This window comes from Halostella sp. PRR32, from assembly GCF_034808085.1.
GTDB lineage: Archaea > Halobacteriota > Halobacteria > Halobacteriales > Natronoarchaeaceae > Halostella > Halostella pelagica.
Genome location: NZ_JAXHGL010000002.1, coordinates 651449 through 665815, shown reverse-complemented (window position 1 = coordinate 665815; position 14367 = coordinate 651449). Strand labels below are relative to the sequence as shown.

20 protein-coding genes are annotated in these 14367 nt (G+C 61.1%); 11 read left to right on the top strand and 9 right to left on the bottom strand.

Annotated features, from left to right (window positions below; translation table 11 throughout):
- Positions 1-38: 38 nt before the first annotated feature.
- Positions 39-1085 (top strand): hypothetical protein, encoded by a 1047-nt coding sequence (locus tag SM753_RS08570; RefSeq protein WP_323191274.1) that lies wholly within the window; start codon positions 39-41, stop codon positions 1083-1085.
- A 180-nt stretch (positions 1086-1265) separates the two neighbouring features.
- Complete coding sequence (locus SM753_RS08565) at positions 1266-1481, top strand: hypothetical protein (protein WP_135535142.1); 216 nt, start codon at positions 1266-1268, stop codon at positions 1479-1481.
- 2 nt (positions 1482-1483) lie between these two features.
- On the opposite strand, the gene SM753_RS08560 is transcribed toward SM753_RS08565, so the two are convergent.
- Positions 1484-1678 carry a hypothetical protein gene (locus SM753_RS08560; protein ID WP_323191273.1) on the bottom strand — a complete coding sequence of 65 codons (195 nt, stop codon included), beginning with the start codon at positions 1676-1678 and terminating at the stop codon, positions 1484-1486.
- A 207-nt stretch (positions 1679-1885) separates the two neighbouring features.
- Between SM753_RS08560 and SM753_RS08555 the strand changes: the two genes are divergently transcribed.
- The 3 genes from SM753_RS08555 (at position 1886) to SM753_RS08545 (ending at position 5573) form a co-directional block, all read left to right on the top strand.
- Complete coding sequence (locus tag SM753_RS08555; RefSeq protein WP_323191272.1) at positions 1886-2566, top strand: carbonic anhydrase; 681 nt, start codon at positions 1886-1888, stop codon at positions 2564-2566.
- A gap of 246 nt (positions 2567-2812) precedes the next feature.
- Entirely contained in the window at positions 2813-5146 is a 2334-nt protein-coding gene (locus SM753_RS08550; protein WP_323191271.1) for a bacterio-opsin activator domain-containing protein, read from the top strand.
- 106 nt (positions 5147-5252) lie between these two features.
- Entirely contained in the window at positions 5253-5573 is a 321-nt protein-coding gene (locus SM753_RS08545; protein ID WP_323191270.1) for a hypothetical protein, read from the top strand.
- Between the two features lie 251 nt (positions 5574-5824).
- Here the strand turns inward: SM753_RS08545 and SM753_RS08540 are convergent, their stop codons facing one another.
- Positions 5825-6061 (bottom strand): hypothetical protein, encoded by a 237-nt coding sequence (locus SM753_RS08540; RefSeq protein WP_135535138.1) that lies wholly within the window; start codon positions 6059-6061, stop codon positions 5825-5827.
- Positions 6062-7095: 1034 nt separating this feature from the next.
- On the opposite strand from SM753_RS08540, the gene SM753_RS08535 reads away from it, so the two are divergent.
- Genes SM753_RS08535 through SM753_RS08525 form a run of 3 tightly spaced genes read left to right on the top strand, consistent with a single transcriptional unit; the run spans position 7096 to position 7927 of the window.
- Positions 7096-7332 (top strand): hypothetical protein, encoded by a 237-nt coding sequence (locus SM753_RS08535; RefSeq protein ID WP_323191269.1) that lies wholly within the window; start codon positions 7096-7098, stop codon positions 7330-7332.
- A complete protein-coding gene (locus tag SM753_RS08530; RefSeq protein ID WP_323191268.1) occupies positions 7332-7724 on the top strand; it encodes a hypothetical protein in 393 nt (130 codons plus the stop codon). Before SM753_RS08535 ends, SM753_RS08530 begins: the two co-directional genes overlap by 1 nt.
- Before the next feature lie 5 nt (positions 7725-7729).
- The gene (locus SM753_RS08525; protein WP_323191267.1) at positions 7730-7927 is read left to right on the top strand and encodes a helix-turn-helix transcriptional regulator; all 198 of its coding nucleotides are present in this window, start codon (positions 7730-7732) and stop codon (positions 7925-7927) included.
- A 372-nt stretch (positions 7928-8299) separates the two neighbouring features.
- Here SM753_RS08525 and SM753_RS08520 read toward each other — a convergent pair whose 3' ends face one another.
- Positions 8300-8725, bottom strand: coding sequence for an ester cyclase (locus tag SM753_RS08520; RefSeq protein WP_323191266.1), 426 nt, complete (start codon positions 8723-8725; stop codon positions 8300-8302).
- Positions 8726-9004: 279 nt separating this feature from the next.
- On the opposite strand from SM753_RS08520, the gene SM753_RS08515 reads away from it, so the two are divergent.
- Positions 9005-9805 (top strand): hypothetical protein, encoded by an 801-nt coding sequence (locus SM753_RS08515; RefSeq protein WP_323191265.1) that lies wholly within the window; start codon positions 9005-9007, stop codon positions 9803-9805.
- A gap of 222 nt (positions 9806-10027) precedes the next feature.
- Here the strand turns inward: SM753_RS08515 and SM753_RS08510 are convergent, their stop codons facing one another.
- The 5 genes from SM753_RS08510 to SM753_RS08490 form a co-directional block, all read right to left on the bottom strand.
- Positions 10028-10405: an ester cyclase gene (locus tag SM753_RS08510; protein WP_323191264.1), complete on the bottom strand. Its 378-nt coding sequence runs from the start codon at positions 10403-10405 to the stop codon at positions 10028-10030.
- A 73-nt stretch (positions 10406-10478) separates the two neighbouring features.
- Positions 10479-10910 carry an ester cyclase gene (locus SM753_RS08505; protein WP_323191263.1) on the bottom strand — a complete coding sequence of 144 codons (432 nt, stop codon included), beginning with the start codon at positions 10908-10910 and terminating at the stop codon, positions 10479-10481.
- 18 nt (positions 10911-10928) lie between these two features.
- Positions 10929-11381: an ester cyclase gene (locus SM753_RS08500; RefSeq protein WP_323191262.1), complete on the bottom strand. Its 453-nt coding sequence runs from the start codon at positions 11379-11381 to the stop codon at positions 10929-10931.
- 750 nt (positions 11382-12131) lie between these two features.
- Positions 12132-12437 carry a chorismate mutase gene (locus tag SM753_RS08495; protein ID WP_323191261.1) on the bottom strand — a complete coding sequence of 102 codons (306 nt, stop codon included), beginning with the start codon at positions 12435-12437 and terminating at the stop codon, positions 12132-12134.
- A complete protein-coding gene (locus tag SM753_RS08490; protein ID WP_323191260.1) occupies positions 12395-13243 on the bottom strand; it encodes a shikimate kinase in 849 nt (282 codons plus the stop codon). The genes SM753_RS08495 and SM753_RS08490 overlap by 43 nt, the downstream gene beginning before the upstream one ends.
- A gap of 127 nt (positions 13244-13370) precedes the next feature.
- Between SM753_RS08490 and SM753_RS08485 the strand changes: the two genes are divergently transcribed.
- Both SM753_RS08485 and SM753_RS08480 read left to right on the top strand, forming a co-directional pair.
- A complete protein-coding gene (locus SM753_RS08485) occupies positions 13371-13784 on the top strand; it encodes a DUF5796 family protein (RefSeq protein ID WP_135535130.1) in 414 nt (137 codons plus the stop codon).
- A gap of 78 nt (positions 13785-13862) precedes the next feature.
- Positions 13863-14105 (top strand): hypothetical protein, encoded by a 243-nt coding sequence (locus SM753_RS08480; protein WP_135535129.1) that lies wholly within the window; start codon positions 13863-13865, stop codon positions 14103-14105.
- Positions 14106-14169: 64 nt separating this feature from the next.
- Here the strand turns inward: SM753_RS08480 and SM753_RS08475 are convergent, their stop codons facing one another.
- Complete coding sequence (locus tag SM753_RS08475) at positions 14170-14304, bottom strand: hypothetical protein (protein ID WP_259371288.1); 135 nt, start codon at positions 14302-14304, stop codon at positions 14170-14172.
- Between the last annotated feature and the right edge of the window lie 63 nt (positions 14305-14367).

Sequence of the window (14367 nt, the reverse complement as noted above, 5' to 3'; positions counted from 1 at the left end):
CGGATACACTGATAGTCTCCCGGACCACAGAGTAGCCCATGGCGCTGTACGACGCAGTTGCTGACCATCCGCTACGGATCGACGAGGTCGGACTGACGCGACGCGAACGGGACACTTCCAGCGGGTTCACGCGCGTGACGACCGAGATAACCCTTCGCGGCGACGGAGAGACGGGCCGCGGGGAAGATGTCACGTACGACGCGGCTCCCCACGACGCTCTCGTCGACCGCCAGCCGTTCGACCTGGCCGGGGAGTACACCGTCGCAGCGTTCTCCGAGGCACTCGACGACGTGGAACTCTTCCCGGACGTCGACCCGGAGCAGGCGGCCGCACGCAACTACCGCCGCTGGGGGTTTGAGAGCGCGGCGCTCGACCTAGCGCTCAGACAGGCTGGCGAGTCGCTCGCGTCCGCACTCGGACGGACGTACGACCCGGTGAACTTCGTCGTCTCGACCCGTCTGGGCGACCCGCCCACGGTCGACCGCATCGAGACGCTGCTCGACGCCGACCCGGATCTGGCGTTCAAACTCGACCCGACATCTGACTGGGACGCCGACCTGGTCGCCGACTTGGCGTCGCGGGCGACGGTCCGCATCGTCGACCTGAAGGGTCAGTACGAGGGAACGGACGTCGACCAGAGCGCCGACCTCGACCTCTACCGACTTGTCGCCGACGCGTTCCCGAAGGCCGTCATCGAAGACCCCGCCCTGACGGCCGAGACGGACGCGTTCGTCGACGAGGTGGCCGACCGCGTCTCGTGGGACCATCCCATCACCGGCGTCGACAGCGTCGAATCGCTGCCGTTCGAACCGCGCTGGCTCAACGTGAAACCGTCGCGGTTCGGGAGCGTCGAATCCCTCCTCGACACCATCGAGTTCGCCCGCAAGCGCGACATTCGACTGTACGGCGGCGGCCAGTTCGAACTCGGTGTCGGCCGGCAGCACCTTCACGCCTTCGCGTCGCTGTTTTATCCGGAGAGTCCGAACGACGTCGCTCCCGGCGGCTACAACGACCCGGAACCACCGGACGGCCTTCCGTCGTCCCCGCTTTCACCGCCGGACGACCCTCGCGGACTGGAGTGGTGATCCGCCCGGCCCGAGCGGCGGTCACTGCCGGAGCACTCGGCCCCGACCTCTCCGCAGTGGCCCACAGTTATAATAGCGCTTGCAAGTCATCACACACTCGATCGCACGACTGCGTGCGATCGGATCTGTAAACAGTTGCAAGCACTACTATATGTTCCCGCGTCTCGAAAACACTCACCCGTGGCGAACCGACCGGCTACCACTGCGCTCGCGGCCGCCCTCTCGAACTGGCGTCGGCACCTCGTCGCAGTCTCTCTGGTCGTCGTCGCGTTCGCGGTCGCGACGATGTTTGCCTCCAGCACCGCGTACTACGGCGCTGCTCTGGTCGCGTTCGCGGTCTGGATGGGCTGGTTCGTGCTGACCGTCGTCGACCTGATCGGACGCGCTGACTTCTGACGCTAGTCGGACCTGGCCGATACGGTTACGTCTGCCGTCCCGTGACGTAGCGCCGCGGCGTTGTCCTCTTCCACGACGGTGAACGTCCCGTTGTCGCAGTTTGCACACCCGCCCTCCGCGAGTGGGTCGACAGTCTTCCCGTTTTCCGTCCCCGGTTGCGTGTGTCCACACCGAGTACACTTCCCCATGATAACCATTACTGCAAGGTACGGATCCGAAACGTTAAACGCTGTTGTGAGGACCACTGGTGGTATCCTCCTGTTACTGCACTAGGAACACATCTACGGGCAGAACGACGACTGATCATGTACGCCTTCGTCGCCGCGGAGAACGCACCGTTTTCGGATCGGAGGACTCTCCGCGCAGTCGCAAGATTATACTTCTCCGAGAGTCGCTGTACGCCCATGAGCCAGGCGTTACTCGACCTGCTACGGAGCAATTCGGACCACGCCAGTCGGTTTCAGTCACGGTTCGACGACGTACAGGACTCCCAGCGGCCGGACGCGGTCACGGTCTGCTGTTCCGACTCCCGCGTCCTTCAGGACCACATCTGGGGGAACGACGAACCCGGACGCCTCTTTACGTGCGGCAACATCGGCAACCGCGTCGTTCAGCGGACGGAGTCCGGCGACGTGGTTTCGGGAGACGTTCTCTATCCGGTCGAACACACCGAAACGGACACTATCATCGTCGTGGGGCACACGGGCTGTGGAGCCGTTACCGCGACGTACGACGCGCTCACGGGCGAGAGTGCCGAGCCTGCGGGTATCGACCACTGCCTCGAGCTACTGAAGCCGCATCTCGAAAGCGGCGTCGAACTCCTTCCGTCGGACGTGAACCGCACGGAGGCCATCAATCGGCTCGTCGAGTACAACGTCGACAGACAGGTCGAGTTCCTCATAGAGAGCGACGACGTTCCGCAGGACGTCGAAGTCGTCGGCGTCGTGTACGACTTCCAAGACGCCTACTCCGGGCGTCGGGGGGAAGTCCACGTCATCAACGTCGGCGGTGAAACCGCCGTCGACGCGCTCCGGGACGACCACCCCGACATCGAATCGCGGATCGAGCGGCTCTGGGAGTACTGACCGTCCGCCGTGCCTATCGACGCCCGAAACTGTGATCGAACGGGACGGTAACCGGCTTCAGGATCCCGTCCTCGGCGGAGTCAGGCACTTCGGAAACCCAGGCGTATGCGCCGGGGTTCAGCGTGTCAAATCAACACATTCCAGAACTGAATTTTCCGCCGTCATTCTCGGAACCAATTCTTTTTCTCCGCCCGCCGTGCCTGCTGTGCGCCGGATTTTAAGACCAGTGCTAGCAAACACCACACCATGACAAACGCAGCCGAGATCACTCTGGACGGGGCGCAAGTGATGGCTGCGTCGATGGATGCGATGGCCGTCATAGACGGCGAACAGTACGTCTCGGTCAACCAGCCGTACGCTGACCTCTACGGGTTTGCGCGACCGGAGGACCTCGATAGCGAGCCCTGGGACCGTCGTCTCGCCGAGAGCGAGCGGTCTCGCTTCGAACTGGAGGTCTTACCGACCTGCCGCGCGGATGGCCAGTGGCGAGGCTGGGTCGCTGGCCGGCGACGCGACGGCAGTACCTTCCCGCAGGAACTCTCGATCGCCCGTCTGGCTGACGACCAGTTCATCTGTATCGTGCGAGCGACCGCGGACGCCGAGCGACCAGAGCGACGGAACCGACTCGTCGACCGCGTCTTGGACGCGTTCGACGACATCGTGTACGTCCTCGACGAGGACGGCTCTCTGGTCCTCTGGAACGCGAAACTCCGCGAAGTGACGGGCTACACGGACGCGGAGATAGCCGCGGCCGACCCGACAGAGTTCGTTGCGACGGACCAGCACGACTACCTGCCGTGTCTGGCCGGGGCCGTCGACGAACTCGGCGACCGACAAGCCGACCTCGATATCGTCACCGGAGACGGCGAACGCATCCCACACGAGTTCCGGGAGACGGCGTTCGAGGACCCACGGACGGGCGACATCCACCGGTGCGGTATCGCCCGCGACATCACCGACCGCACGGAGCGCGAGCGCGAACTCGGTGCCGCCCGTCAGTTCAACCAGGAACTGGTCGAAAACGCGCCGTTCGGAATGTTCCGTCTCGACGATGACCTCCGGATCACGTACGAAAACCCGCGGGCGGAGGAGATCATCGGCCTGCCTACCGACGAGGAGTCGTCGGCCGCGATCGGGGTGGACATTCGCGAACTCCCTTCTATCGTCGAAACCGGCGAGGCGGAGTTGTTCTCTCGCCTGCAAGAGGGCGAAACGATCGAGTTCGAGTTTCCCTTCGAATCGATCTACGGCGCGGAGGCGTACTTCACCGGACGGGGGGTTCCGCTGTATCGAGACGGCGAGTTCGACGGCGCGCTCCTGATGGCTAACGACATCTCGGAGCGTCGGCGGCACGAGCGGGAACTAGAGCGCCAGCGCGACGAATTGACGACGCTGGACCGGATCAACGAACTTCTTCTGGAGGTGACCCGTGACCTGTTCGAGTCGCCGACGCGAACCGAGATCGAGCAGGTCGTCTGTGACCGCTTGGCGGCGTCCGAACTGTACCAGTTCGCCTGGATCGGCGAACCCGAACGGCGCGGCAAGCGGATCGTCCCCCGCGCCAGCGCCGGGATCGACGACGGGTACGTCGAGGCGATAACGGTCACGACCGCGGAGGAGGACCCCGGACAGGGTCCCGGCGGTCGCGCGCTTCGCACGGGGAGGATACAGGTCAGCCAGGACATTCGCTCCGACCCCTCGTTCGAACCCTGGCGCGAGGAGGCGCTCGACCGCGATGTCAAGTCGGTCGCCGCCGTCCCGCTGGTCCACGGTGACACGACGTACGGCGTTCTGGCGGTGTACGCGACCCGACCACTCGCGTTCAGTCAGCGCGAACAGGCGGGGTTCGAAACTCTCGGCAAGGCCGTCGGATTCGCTATCAACGCTATCGAAAACCGGAGACTCCTGTTCGCCGATTCGGTAGTCGAACTCAAGTTCGAGGTCACGGACTCCGAACTGGTGTTCGTCCGGGCGTCCGACCGCCTGGACTGTGAACTCACCATCACCGGCTACGTCGAGTCGGCGTCAGGTGGTTGGAGCGTATATCTCTCGGTCGACGGCGCGACACCGGCGGGCGTACGCGACGTCGCGACGGAGGACCCGGACGTGGACCGCGTTCGGGTGATCGCCGACGAGGGCGACAGCGGCCTGGTCGAGTTCGTCCTGAAGGGACCGGCCCTGAACGAAATCACGGAGAAAGGTGCCATCCTCACGTCGGGACACGCCGACGCTGGACGGGGGCGGTTTAGCGTCGAAGCGCCACGGTCGGCCGACGTTCGCCGGTTGACTGACAGGATTCAGGCCGTGTACCCAGACTCGACGTTGATCGCACAGCGCGAGTTCGACCGTCCCGTTCAGAAAGCCTTAGAGATGCGACAATCTATCGACGACCGATTGACTGAACGCCAGCAGGAGGCGTTCGAACGCGCCTATCACGCCGGGTATTTCGACTGGCCGCGCCGGAGCACCGCAGGCGACATCGCCGAGTCGATGGACCTCGCAGAGACCACCTTTCACTATCACCTGCGCAACGCGCTCCACACGCTCTCGTCGACACTCGTCGACTTCGAGAAGCGGTAACGACGCCGGTCTAGCGATAGTTTGAGCGGTGCTTTTTGATCACGCTGCGTGTAGCAGCGCCCGCTCTCTATCCCGAGGGCACGACCGAGACGTGGGTACACTGACAATGGCACAGACACGATACACAGTCACGTACGTGTTCGACGGTCGCTCCCGGGCCGAGTACACTGACGCCGTCTCGCTCATCGACGAGACCATCGGGCGCATGCAGCGCGAGGGGGTCGACATCGAGTTTCTCGGAGCGACGGCCGAGACCGACGCCGCGGACCAACTGGTCGAGGTAACCGCTCGCTATGCGGCACCGACCAAAGGGAGTATCGGCTGGCTGAACTGTCGCGCCCGTCTGCCGGCCAGCGGGCCGCCCCAGCGCGTCAGGACGGACGACGCCGAGACCGAGAAACGGGATGTCCCCGTCGCACGCGGCTAGCGTACTTTTTCGCTCCCGAACGGCAGGAACGTCCCGTTCGGCGTCCAGCGGGGCCTCTACCATGCGGTATCGCTCTCTTCCTCGCTATCAGTTCGCTTGAAATCTGCCTCTAGATAGCACTAGACGCACTCGGACGCAGTGCGCGTGTCGTGACAGTTGAGACTGATCTCGCCCGCAAGCGGCGGGGGCTCTCGCTATCGAATATAGCGGGCTACGAGAGTGTTTCAGCCGAAACGCAGCCCCGGACACCGCTATTCAGCGGTGTCGGTCGACCCCGACATCGGAGTGGCGCCGGCGATGATCGCACCCGTCGCGAGAAGCGCGGCGGACAGAACGACAAAATCCCCGCTGGGGGTGTATCCTGCCAACTCCGCACCCATTTGCACGATAAACACCGTAACGAAGAAACTGAGGATACCGAACACCAGCATGACGATTCCGGCGATGATACTACTGACCAACGCGCCGAACGAATCGAGAAGTCCCATTTGATACGTAACCTCCGGTAAATAAAGAAACACTACACATATACCGTTTGGGTACGGCCTGAGTCACACACTTGGGCGTAGTAATCGACAAATGGCCGTAGCCCGTTCCGAGACCGGGGAAACAGCATCTTTCCGCGGATCCGAATTTGTAAATTCATAGGAGCTAAACGGGCATATATGGATACAGGCGGGAACACAGATACCACCAGCAAAGCCGTTGGTCTCATCACGCTACTTATCGGTTTGATGCTCATTGCCAACCCGATAGTCGGATTTTCGCAAATTCTTCCGAAAGGCGCGTTCCACCTGATATCCGGTCTCTTACTCGCCGGTAGCGGTATCTACTGGTACAGACAAATGTAGGAGATCACTCTGTGCCAACTGGTTCGAACTGGTAGAGTGCTCGAATGAAAACATTGAGGGGTGTACTGATGAACTTACGCACGATGTCTTCGAGTCCCTCTCGGTCCCACGATACGCAGTGAACGTCTCGCCGCCGGCTGCTCGCCAGTGTCGGCACCGTTTCTGCGGTTTCGATAGCGGGATGTAACGGGATCGACCCGTTTGGCGGATCCGATGGCGACGGAGACTCGATAGAGGTACTCGTCGAAAACGATACCGACGACCTCGCACGGATAGCTGTTTACGTCACAGACCGGGACGGTGATTCCATCTTCAGCCGAGTGTACGAACTCGAACCACACTCCATCGACCAGTCTGGAGCAGTTGAGGCTCGCCCGGCAACGGTGTCTGTCTTCACGCCGAACGGAACGTCTGCAACGTGGGAGTATTCGCCGGAGAACAGCCTGAACTGTGAGCGCACGGATATCGGTCTCACACTGACTCCGGAGCAGACAGTCGAGTCGTGGTCTGACTGTTGAGTGGCCTCCTTGAACTGGCGTTCAGTAGCGTTATTCTATGTCCCCGCAGAGCACAGCGTCCGGGGTCACGTCTCGGTTCGAACGTTAAGTAAACTACACTTTTTGTAAAGTCACCTTAACATTTATATCCGCGGCGGATCAAGCTGATACTGTATGGTAGAGAACCCGCGACAAGCGTATGGTGCCCTCCTCGTAACGATAACAGCAGCGATCAGTGCCATAATTATCTTCTCAGGATTCATCGCTCCTGAGTTTATGATCCGAGGAAACACCCTCTGGGTCTATCTCGGCGCTGTAGTAATGATGATCGTCTGTGCGATTATCAGTTGGGCCACTAACTTGCCGAGAATCCTCTCTCGGGAGTTTGGGACGAACGGAGGCGACCACTGATGTGGCTGCCGGCGAAGTACAACCTCCTTCTGTTTATCGTGCCAGCGCTCGTTTATCCGATCGCTGGTTTACTCGTCGGTGAGCCGTTTACGGACCCAACGGCCGCAGATTTGGTCCTATTACCCGCTGTGATGGTACTCACCAGTAACATCGGGTATGCGTTCAAGTCACAACGCGAGAAGTCGGGAGTCGTTGACGAACGTGACACGCGGAATATTGACCTTGCACTAACCGTTACAGGGATGGTTCTTCTCGTCTCCATAACTGTTATCTACATTGGATACGCAGCGACAAGCGATATCGTTCCGACGGAAATGGATTACCTTGCAACGGCGGGCGTCGTAACGATATTTCTCGTATTAGGGGGGACGGAAGCGTATCAACGCCTGTAAAGTATATGGATAACAACCTTCGGGTCGAGCGTGCAAAAGCGGACATCACGCAACAGGAACTCGCAGACGCAGTCGGCGTGAGCCGCCAGACGATCTATGCGATAGAGAAATCAAAATACGACCCGTCGCTCGAACTGGCATTTAAGCTCGCTAGGTATTTCGACTGCTCGATAGAAGATCTATTCGAACCGGACCTCGATTAGTGCAGTCACAGAATTCAGGCTCTCAGACGTCCGTGACCTAGATGAACGCTTTCTGTGGAGGGTGCCGGTGAGGTTGGGACACCGCCCTCACGCTCTTTCTACTACGACCCGCATTACCGCTGCCCGCGCTGCTCGACCTTGTTCAGGGAGTCGAAATCCGTAACATAGCCTAACGAAACAAACACCCTATTGAGAATTCAGGTTGGCAAAAACGGGTGTCACAGGCAATCGATCTCAATCGCAGATAAAAGGTAGAAACGGGCGATGCTGGCGTTTCAGCGAGCAGCGTCCATTGGTCTTATTGGAAACTCTCAAGCGATGGGGTGAGTGCCGGTCTGGGAAGAGGGGAACCGGTAGAGAGAAGGGACGTTTCTACTTCTCGGTGAGACCGAGCTGTTCCAAGAAGGCGTGGAAATCGTGATAGATCCGGTCCTCTACGATTTCGCTGTCTCGGATCTCCGTTTTCGACATTCCTTGGAATTCGATCTCGCGGTCGGTTGCCGGGATGCCGTTGAATTCCCCTTCGTGTGTGGCCGTCGCTGTCCACTCCGTCATGACGATTCCGTCCTTCGAGAGCATCTCCGCTATCCCGATGGTGAAATCCGGGAACCCCGCTCGTAGCTCTCGCAGGTGGGCTTCGAACTCCTCACGTCCCTCTAGCACTCCGCCCGGAGCGCCGGGATCGTACACCGTGGCTGACTCGTCGAGAACGTCTGGAAGGCGCTCGTACCCGCCGGTGTTCCAAACATCTATCCACTCTTCGACGCACTGTTCGACGTCCGATGTAGACTGTGCCATGGGTGTTCCACCCACACCAACAGACGGGATGCAGTCGTTTGGCCTTACTCGGCAGGAATGCTCCCACGGTAATACCACTGATACGTTTCTCTTCGAAGTCTGACCCGCTGGTTTGTACCACCGCTGTTGCGATCTTTGACGTGTGGGTACGCCTCGAAACACCTCACACGGCGTGGATGTACGTACGTTGTCCCCTGTATCTAGGCTGTCGGACCGAGTTACGGCACTCCCTGTCCATCTGCTGGCGACTATTTACCGAATGGAGTGCTACTTGGTCACATGGACGCCACTCTCGATGACATCCAGTTCCTGGCGAACTCGGCTAATCGTATCCAGATACTGGAGGAACTCACTAGTGGCGCAGCGTCCCGCCGTGAACTCCAAGACGCGACCGGGGTGCCCCGATCAACAGCCGCACGGGTACTCGATGATGCCGAAGCCCGGGACTGGGTCAGATCGGAGGGAAGCAGGTACTGGCTCACCTCCCTGGGAGAGGCGATGATAACGGAGTTCCGGAGGTATCTGGCGGCGACGGAAGGGATTCGCCATCTCGGTCCGGCGATCGACTGGTTGCCCGACCCGGCCTGGGAACTCGACTTTCGGTGCTTCCGTGAGGCCGAGATCACGACTCCGACGGAGACCAATCCGACCGCCCACTTCGACCGCGCGATAGACCACTTCAGGGGGAGCGACAGCTACCGTGGTCTCACCCAGAACTCACTCCCCGAGTATATGAAAACGATTCGTGGCCGCGTCGTTACGGGACAGCTCGATTTCGAGGGAGTCATCGAAGCGAACTTCATCGACGTTCTCAGGGATGACCCGGAGCGGGCGGCCCTCTGGCAGGACATCGCCGAACGGATGTGGCTCTACGACGGGCGCGTTCCGCTCAATATCCACATTATCGATGGAACGATCCTGATCTGGTTGTGCGACGACAACCAGACCGGTGACGACGTGCTCGTAAAGGGGCTTTTAGAGTGTACGCACTCGGATGTCGTTTCGTGGGCGGAGTCATTGTACGAGGAATACCGGGCCGGGGCAGAGCCGCTCGATCCTGCACTGTTACCGTCGGAGTGAGAGGACACTATCCCCACGGACGGTATCAGAAGGACCGACACTGTACCCGTGTGGATACTCACGGTAGGTGATGTGGCGAAGATCCGTCGCTGCCGGAACTCTTCGAACGTCACTGCCGAAAACGGGATCGGTGCCGATCGCCGCTCTCGACTGTTGTAAGTCGTTTCGGTATTTCTCCGACACGGGGTCGGCAATACCGGTACACAGGTACAACAGCCTCTGTCACTCCCCGGGCGGATCAACGACACCGAGTTGCTGCATCACCCCGAACGTGTCGAAGAGCCCCCACGATTCGACGATCCGACCATCTGCGAGCCAGTTGATTTCGAAGCCGACTATCTCGACGTCGGTCCCCGTCGGTTCCACCCCCATGAATTCGCCGTCGTACGTCCCCGTAGCTGTATAGCGGACGGCGACACTGTCACCGTCTGCAACCATTTCCTCGACGGCGAGCGTCGCATCGGAGAACGCAGAGTGAGACATCCCATGAGCCGCTTTTCTCCCTCCGAGCCGGGCGGGACGGGTGGTTCTTGGGGATTGTGCTGCTCGGCATCGGCGGCCACTACGTCGTCGACGACTTCGAAGTTCGCCTCGTTCCACGCGTCGAAAAACCGGCGTACGACTGCTTTGTTATCTTATTCGATAGTTGCCATTGTGTTCACTTTCGCCCACGTTATTCTTCAGACGGTTCGACGACCCCGAGCTGTTTCATCGCCCGCAAGAAGTCGGCGACGAACCACGATTCTGCGAGTCCGCCGTCTTCTATCCTGTAGACGGCAACGCCGGCAATCTCGACCTCCTTCCCGGTCGGTGGAACACCCTTGAACTCGCCTTCCTGAGTGCCGGTCATGGTGTACTGGATCGTTACTCTGTCGTCGGCCGCGAACACGTCGTCCGGTTCTTTGCGTAGATCGGGTATCGACTCGCGTGCTTGGGCGATGACCTCCCGGAACTCGTCTAATGTGTAGGTCTCGTGCCCGCCGCTGTGCGTGTGGACCCGAAAGTCATCCGTGAGGACGTCCGTATCGAACTCGCCGTGGTTCCATACGCGTGTGAAGTGGTCGCGTGCGAGTTGCTCGTTCTCCTCGGTGGTTGTTGTGGCCATTTGTGGATCCTCCGACTGTTAGGTCGCGTCGTCCGTGAGTCCGAGTTGGTTCAGGAATTCCTGCCGGTCGTAGTAGGTGCGGTGTTCTTGGACGGCACCGTCTGCGACGCGGTACGATTCCATCCCGGAAAGCTCGATCTCCCGGCCCGTCGGTGGAATCCCGGCAAATTCTCCCTCGTGTGTCCCAGAGAGGGTCACCTCGTACATCACCCGGTCGTCGCTGGCCAGCATCTCTTGAATGTCCGCCTCGAAGTCTGGGAAGGCGGTCGTGATTGCGCGTATCCACGCCTCCAGTCCGTCCGGGCCGTGGACCTCACCCGCTGGGCCAGGTATGTCGTCCGCGGGTGCGTTTGTATCGTACATCACGAACGACTCTGAAACGAGTTCTGGGATTTTCGCGTAGTCCCGGTCGTTCCACATAGCAACGTACGCAGTCACGATCTGTTCGGCGTCTGGGGTGGCCTGTGCCATGGGATATCTCCCTGTGAGTTTGGACTGTCAATGCGCTTGAAACGCCTCTCTAGATAGCGCTAGTGGCCATACGTTCAGATATCAAATGTTTCCAGGTCAGCGGAGCAGGAGCCTCGATCAGATGCTGGTCAGAAGCGGAACTCCGTTGCGGTCCGGCACGTAGTCACAGGAACTGTTTCGGCGCGGTCCACAACTACTGCGGTCGGGTCGCCAGTGATCCGGGGTCTCGTGTTTCCCGTTAACAGCCTCCGTAGGGGCGGTAGCTGACTCGAACCGTCGCGAGGATACTGGTGAGAACACCGAGAACGAGGATGCACATCGCGCCTAAAACGAGGTTGCGGGTGGGAGATCGTGGCTGCATTCCCGGAACAGAGGCTACTACCCACCCACGGCGAAGACTGCGCCCGGCCCGGTCGTTTCGAGACTGGTCGAGAGACTGCGGTTGGTGCTGACTGAACTTCTCAGTGATTGCGTCGGCCATTGGTTGGCCTCCCGGTGAGAGTAGGTTCCGCTACACGCGGCGGTGATAAAAGATGCCTCTCAAACCATCTCTAGAGGGGGTCGTCGTTCCGCTTCTAACGAATCGAGCGACAAAGGAAAAACGACTCCCGGAAGAAGGTCTGACTGGCCGACCGTCAGTCGAACCCCTGATACTGTCGGCTGTAATCCGTTAAAGAATATCGGAACCCCGGCGGTGGTCCGATTATCTTTACGAAGTTACAGCCGACAGTATGAACCACCCGAGTCCGGCTACCGATTCTCCCGCTGCTCAACCTTGTTCAGTTCGATGAGCAGGCGGTAAATGGCGCGCACTATGTTCGGGTCCACCTCGAACTGTTCCGCGTTCTCCACGGCTCGTTTTATCACCGCCTCTTCCTGGGCCTCGTCCGTGGTCGGCAGGTTCCCCTGCTCTTTGACCTCCGCGATAGTGTCTGCGACGTAGGTCCGTCGCGCGATGAGTTCGACCAACTCTCGGTCGATGCTCTCTATCTCCTCGCGGAGTTCGTCGAGGCTTATGTCGTCCGTGCGCCGTCTGTCTGTGTCGTCGTTAGCCATGTGGTTCCTGGTCGTGTCTCCCATGTTTCTCGTAGTTCCTCTAAGGTTTCGCGGTCGCCGACCGCAGTGAAACTGGGGCCGGTTCCGGATATCGAAACGCCGGTGACGTCGGGTAGCGCCTCCAGTAACGGGTCGGTGGGAGCGCCGAGCGCCGCGGCGAAGGCGAAGCCGTTGACCGTCATTGCCCGGCCGTACTCGCCGTCGAGTGCGAGATCGGCGACGAGTTCCGCGACCGGCGCGATCCGCCGGCACCGCTCTACGTCCGCGTCCGCCGAAAACGACTGCTCCGGCGGAGTCCACACGAGCACGTCCCACGTCACCTCGTCGCGGGCGAGTAGTTCGTCGCGCTCGTTGTCGGTGACAGTGACGCCGCCGAGCATGCTGGCGCTGGCGTCGTCGAACGCGCCGGTGACCGTGACGCCGACGTCGCGGGCAGCCTCTACGCCGAGCAGGCAGGCCGACTTCCGGTCGACGGTGTCGACGCCGAGCGCGTCGAGCGTCGCGAGCACCGTCGCGTTCGCGGCCGCGCTGGAGCTCTTCAGACCGGACGCCATCGGCACCTCGCTCTCAGTCCGGACCGTCCCGCCCTGTCCGTCGCCGAACTCCGCGGCGACGAGTTCGACGCAGCGTTCGATCAGGCTGGTGTCGGCGTCGGGCGCGCCGGCTATCTCGCCGTCGACGCCGCCGCGTTCGTCGAGCGTGACTTCGGCGGCGGTGTACTCGTCGATGGCGAACGCCGACCCAGTACCGCAGGCTAGCGCGTTCAACACCGTCCCGGCCGCCGGAGCGCGTGCCCGCCCGTCCATACCCAAGGAAATCAGATCACGCACTTACCGCTGGCGGTCCCCGCGGATATAGCCGGGTCGTCTCTGCCCCCGCGACCGCCTGCGCGAGAACGGGTCGCTTTTGAGCGTGCCGCGGGAAGGGACGTGTATGAGCGCCCGCAACAACGTCTCGCCGTCGACACTCGGCGTCGAACTCGCGGAGGAAGGCGTCTACGTCGAATATATCGACGGCAGGGAGGTTCTCTACCACGGCGTCCCGGAGAAAGTCGAGGAGTCGGTTCGAACGCCGCCCGGCAAACAGGTGCAGGTGCTCGTGACGGACCCGAGCGAAACGGAGGGGGTCATGATGTACGTCAACGACCGGAACACCCACGACGACATCCTCGAAACGACCGGCGTCGGCCGGATCTTCGTCGAGGACGAGGAGGAACTGTTCCCCGGCGTCGTCGCCAGAATGGACGGCCACTCTATCATCATCGAGGCCGACCCGGAGGTCGCCCGCGGACGGGTGTTCGTCTTCGCCGAGGACGAACTGAGCGAGCACTCGTACGAGATCGCCTGACGGTCGGAGCCGACGAACGGCGTTCGTCGCCGAGCGCCGAAATCTTTTCCCGCGGTACGGCCGTCAGAGACGGAGTAGATGCCTCTCGCAAAGCAGTGGCGGACGCTGAACCGCCGGACGGTCGGGAACGCGCCGGAGCGCTACGGCGTGTACGAACTGGGCGACGACGACGGCAACGTGGTCGAAGTCGGCGCGGGCGTCCTGCGGGACGAACTGAAGACGGCGCTTTCCTACGGGTCGGGAACGAACGTCAGGTGGACAGAAACGAACACGAACGAGCGCGCCGAGGAACTCGCCGCCGACCACCGCGAGCGGCTATGAGCCGGTCCGGGCGCGTGCGACTGCCTGTAGTCGCTACGTCCGACGAGTCAGTCTGAACCTCCGCTCACTGGATGTACGACGGTTCCTCGGCGTCGCAGTTCTCCTCGTGCTGGCGAGCGTCGTTCTGGTCATCGAACAGCAAGCCGCACCCCTCGCACTCGAACCAGGTCACGTCGTCACGTTCCGTTTGTACGACCATGTGTTACCGTGGAACGGCCGGCGACATATGCGTTTCTCCGGTCGAGAGCGGGCCACGCCCGCG

Coding starts and splice junctions, on each gene's coding strand:
- SM753_RS08570 (WP_323191274.1), top strand. CDS start 39: ATGGCGCTGTACGACGCAGTTGCTGACCATCCGCTACGGATCGACGAG.
- SM753_RS08560 (WP_323191273.1), bottom strand. CDS start 1,678: ATGGTTATCATGGGGAAGTGTACTCGGTGTGGACACACGCAACCGGGG.
- SM753_RS08555 (WP_323191272.1), top strand. CDS start 1,886: ATGAGCCAGGCGTTACTCGACCTGCTACGGAGCAATTCGGACCACGCC.
- SM753_RS08550 (WP_323191271.1), top strand. CDS start 2,813: ATGACAAACGCAGCCGAGATCACTCTGGACGGGGCGCAAGTGATGGCT.
- SM753_RS08545 (WP_323191270.1), top strand. CDS start 5,253: ATGGCACAGACACGATACACAGTCACGTACGTGTTCGACGGTCGCTCC.
- SM753_RS08540 (WP_135535138.1), bottom strand. CDS start 6,061: ATGGGACTTCTCGATTCGTTCGGCGCGTTGGTCAGTAGTATCATCGCC.
- SM753_RS08535 (WP_323191269.1), top strand. CDS start 7,096: ATGGTAGAGAACCCGCGACAAGCGTATGGTGCCCTCCTCGTAACGATA.
- SM753_RS08530 (WP_323191268.1), top strand. CDS start 7,332: ATGTGGCTGCCGGCGAAGTACAACCTCCTTCTGTTTATCGTGCCAGCG.
- SM753_RS08525 (WP_323191267.1), top strand. CDS start 7,730: ATGGATAACAACCTTCGGGTCGAGCGTGCAAAAGCGGACATCACGCAA.
- SM753_RS08520 (WP_323191266.1), bottom strand. CDS start 8,725: ATGGCACAGTCTACATCGGACGTCGAACAGTGCGTCGAAGAGTGGATA.
- SM753_RS08515 (WP_323191265.1), top strand. CDS start 9,005: ATGGACGCCACTCTCGATGACATCCAGTTCCTGGCGAACTCGGCTAAT.
- SM753_RS08505 (WP_323191263.1), bottom strand. CDS start 10,910: ATGGCCACAACAACCACCGAGGAGAACGAGCAACTCGCACGCGACCAC.
- SM753_RS08500 (WP_323191262.1), bottom strand. CDS start 11,381: ATGGCACAGGCCACCCCAGACGCCGAACAGATCGTGACTGCGTACGTT.
- SM753_RS08495 (WP_323191261.1), bottom strand. CDS start 12,437: ATGGCTAACGACGACACAGACAGACGGCGCACGGACGACATAAGCCTC.
- SM753_RS08490 (WP_323191260.1), bottom strand. CDS start 13,243: ATGGACGGGCGGGCACGCGCTCCGGCGGCCGGGACGGTGTTGAACGCG.
- SM753_RS08485 (WP_135535130.1), top strand. CDS start 13,371: ATGAGCGCCCGCAACAACGTCTCGCCGTCGACACTCGGCGTCGAACTC.
- SM753_RS08480 (WP_135535129.1), top strand. CDS start 13,863: ATGCCTCTCGCAAAGCAGTGGCGGACGCTGAACCGCCGGACGGTCGGG.
- SM753_RS08475 (WP_259371288.1), bottom strand. CDS start 14,304: ATGGTCGTACAAACGGAACGTGACGACGTGACCTGGTTCGAGTGCGAG.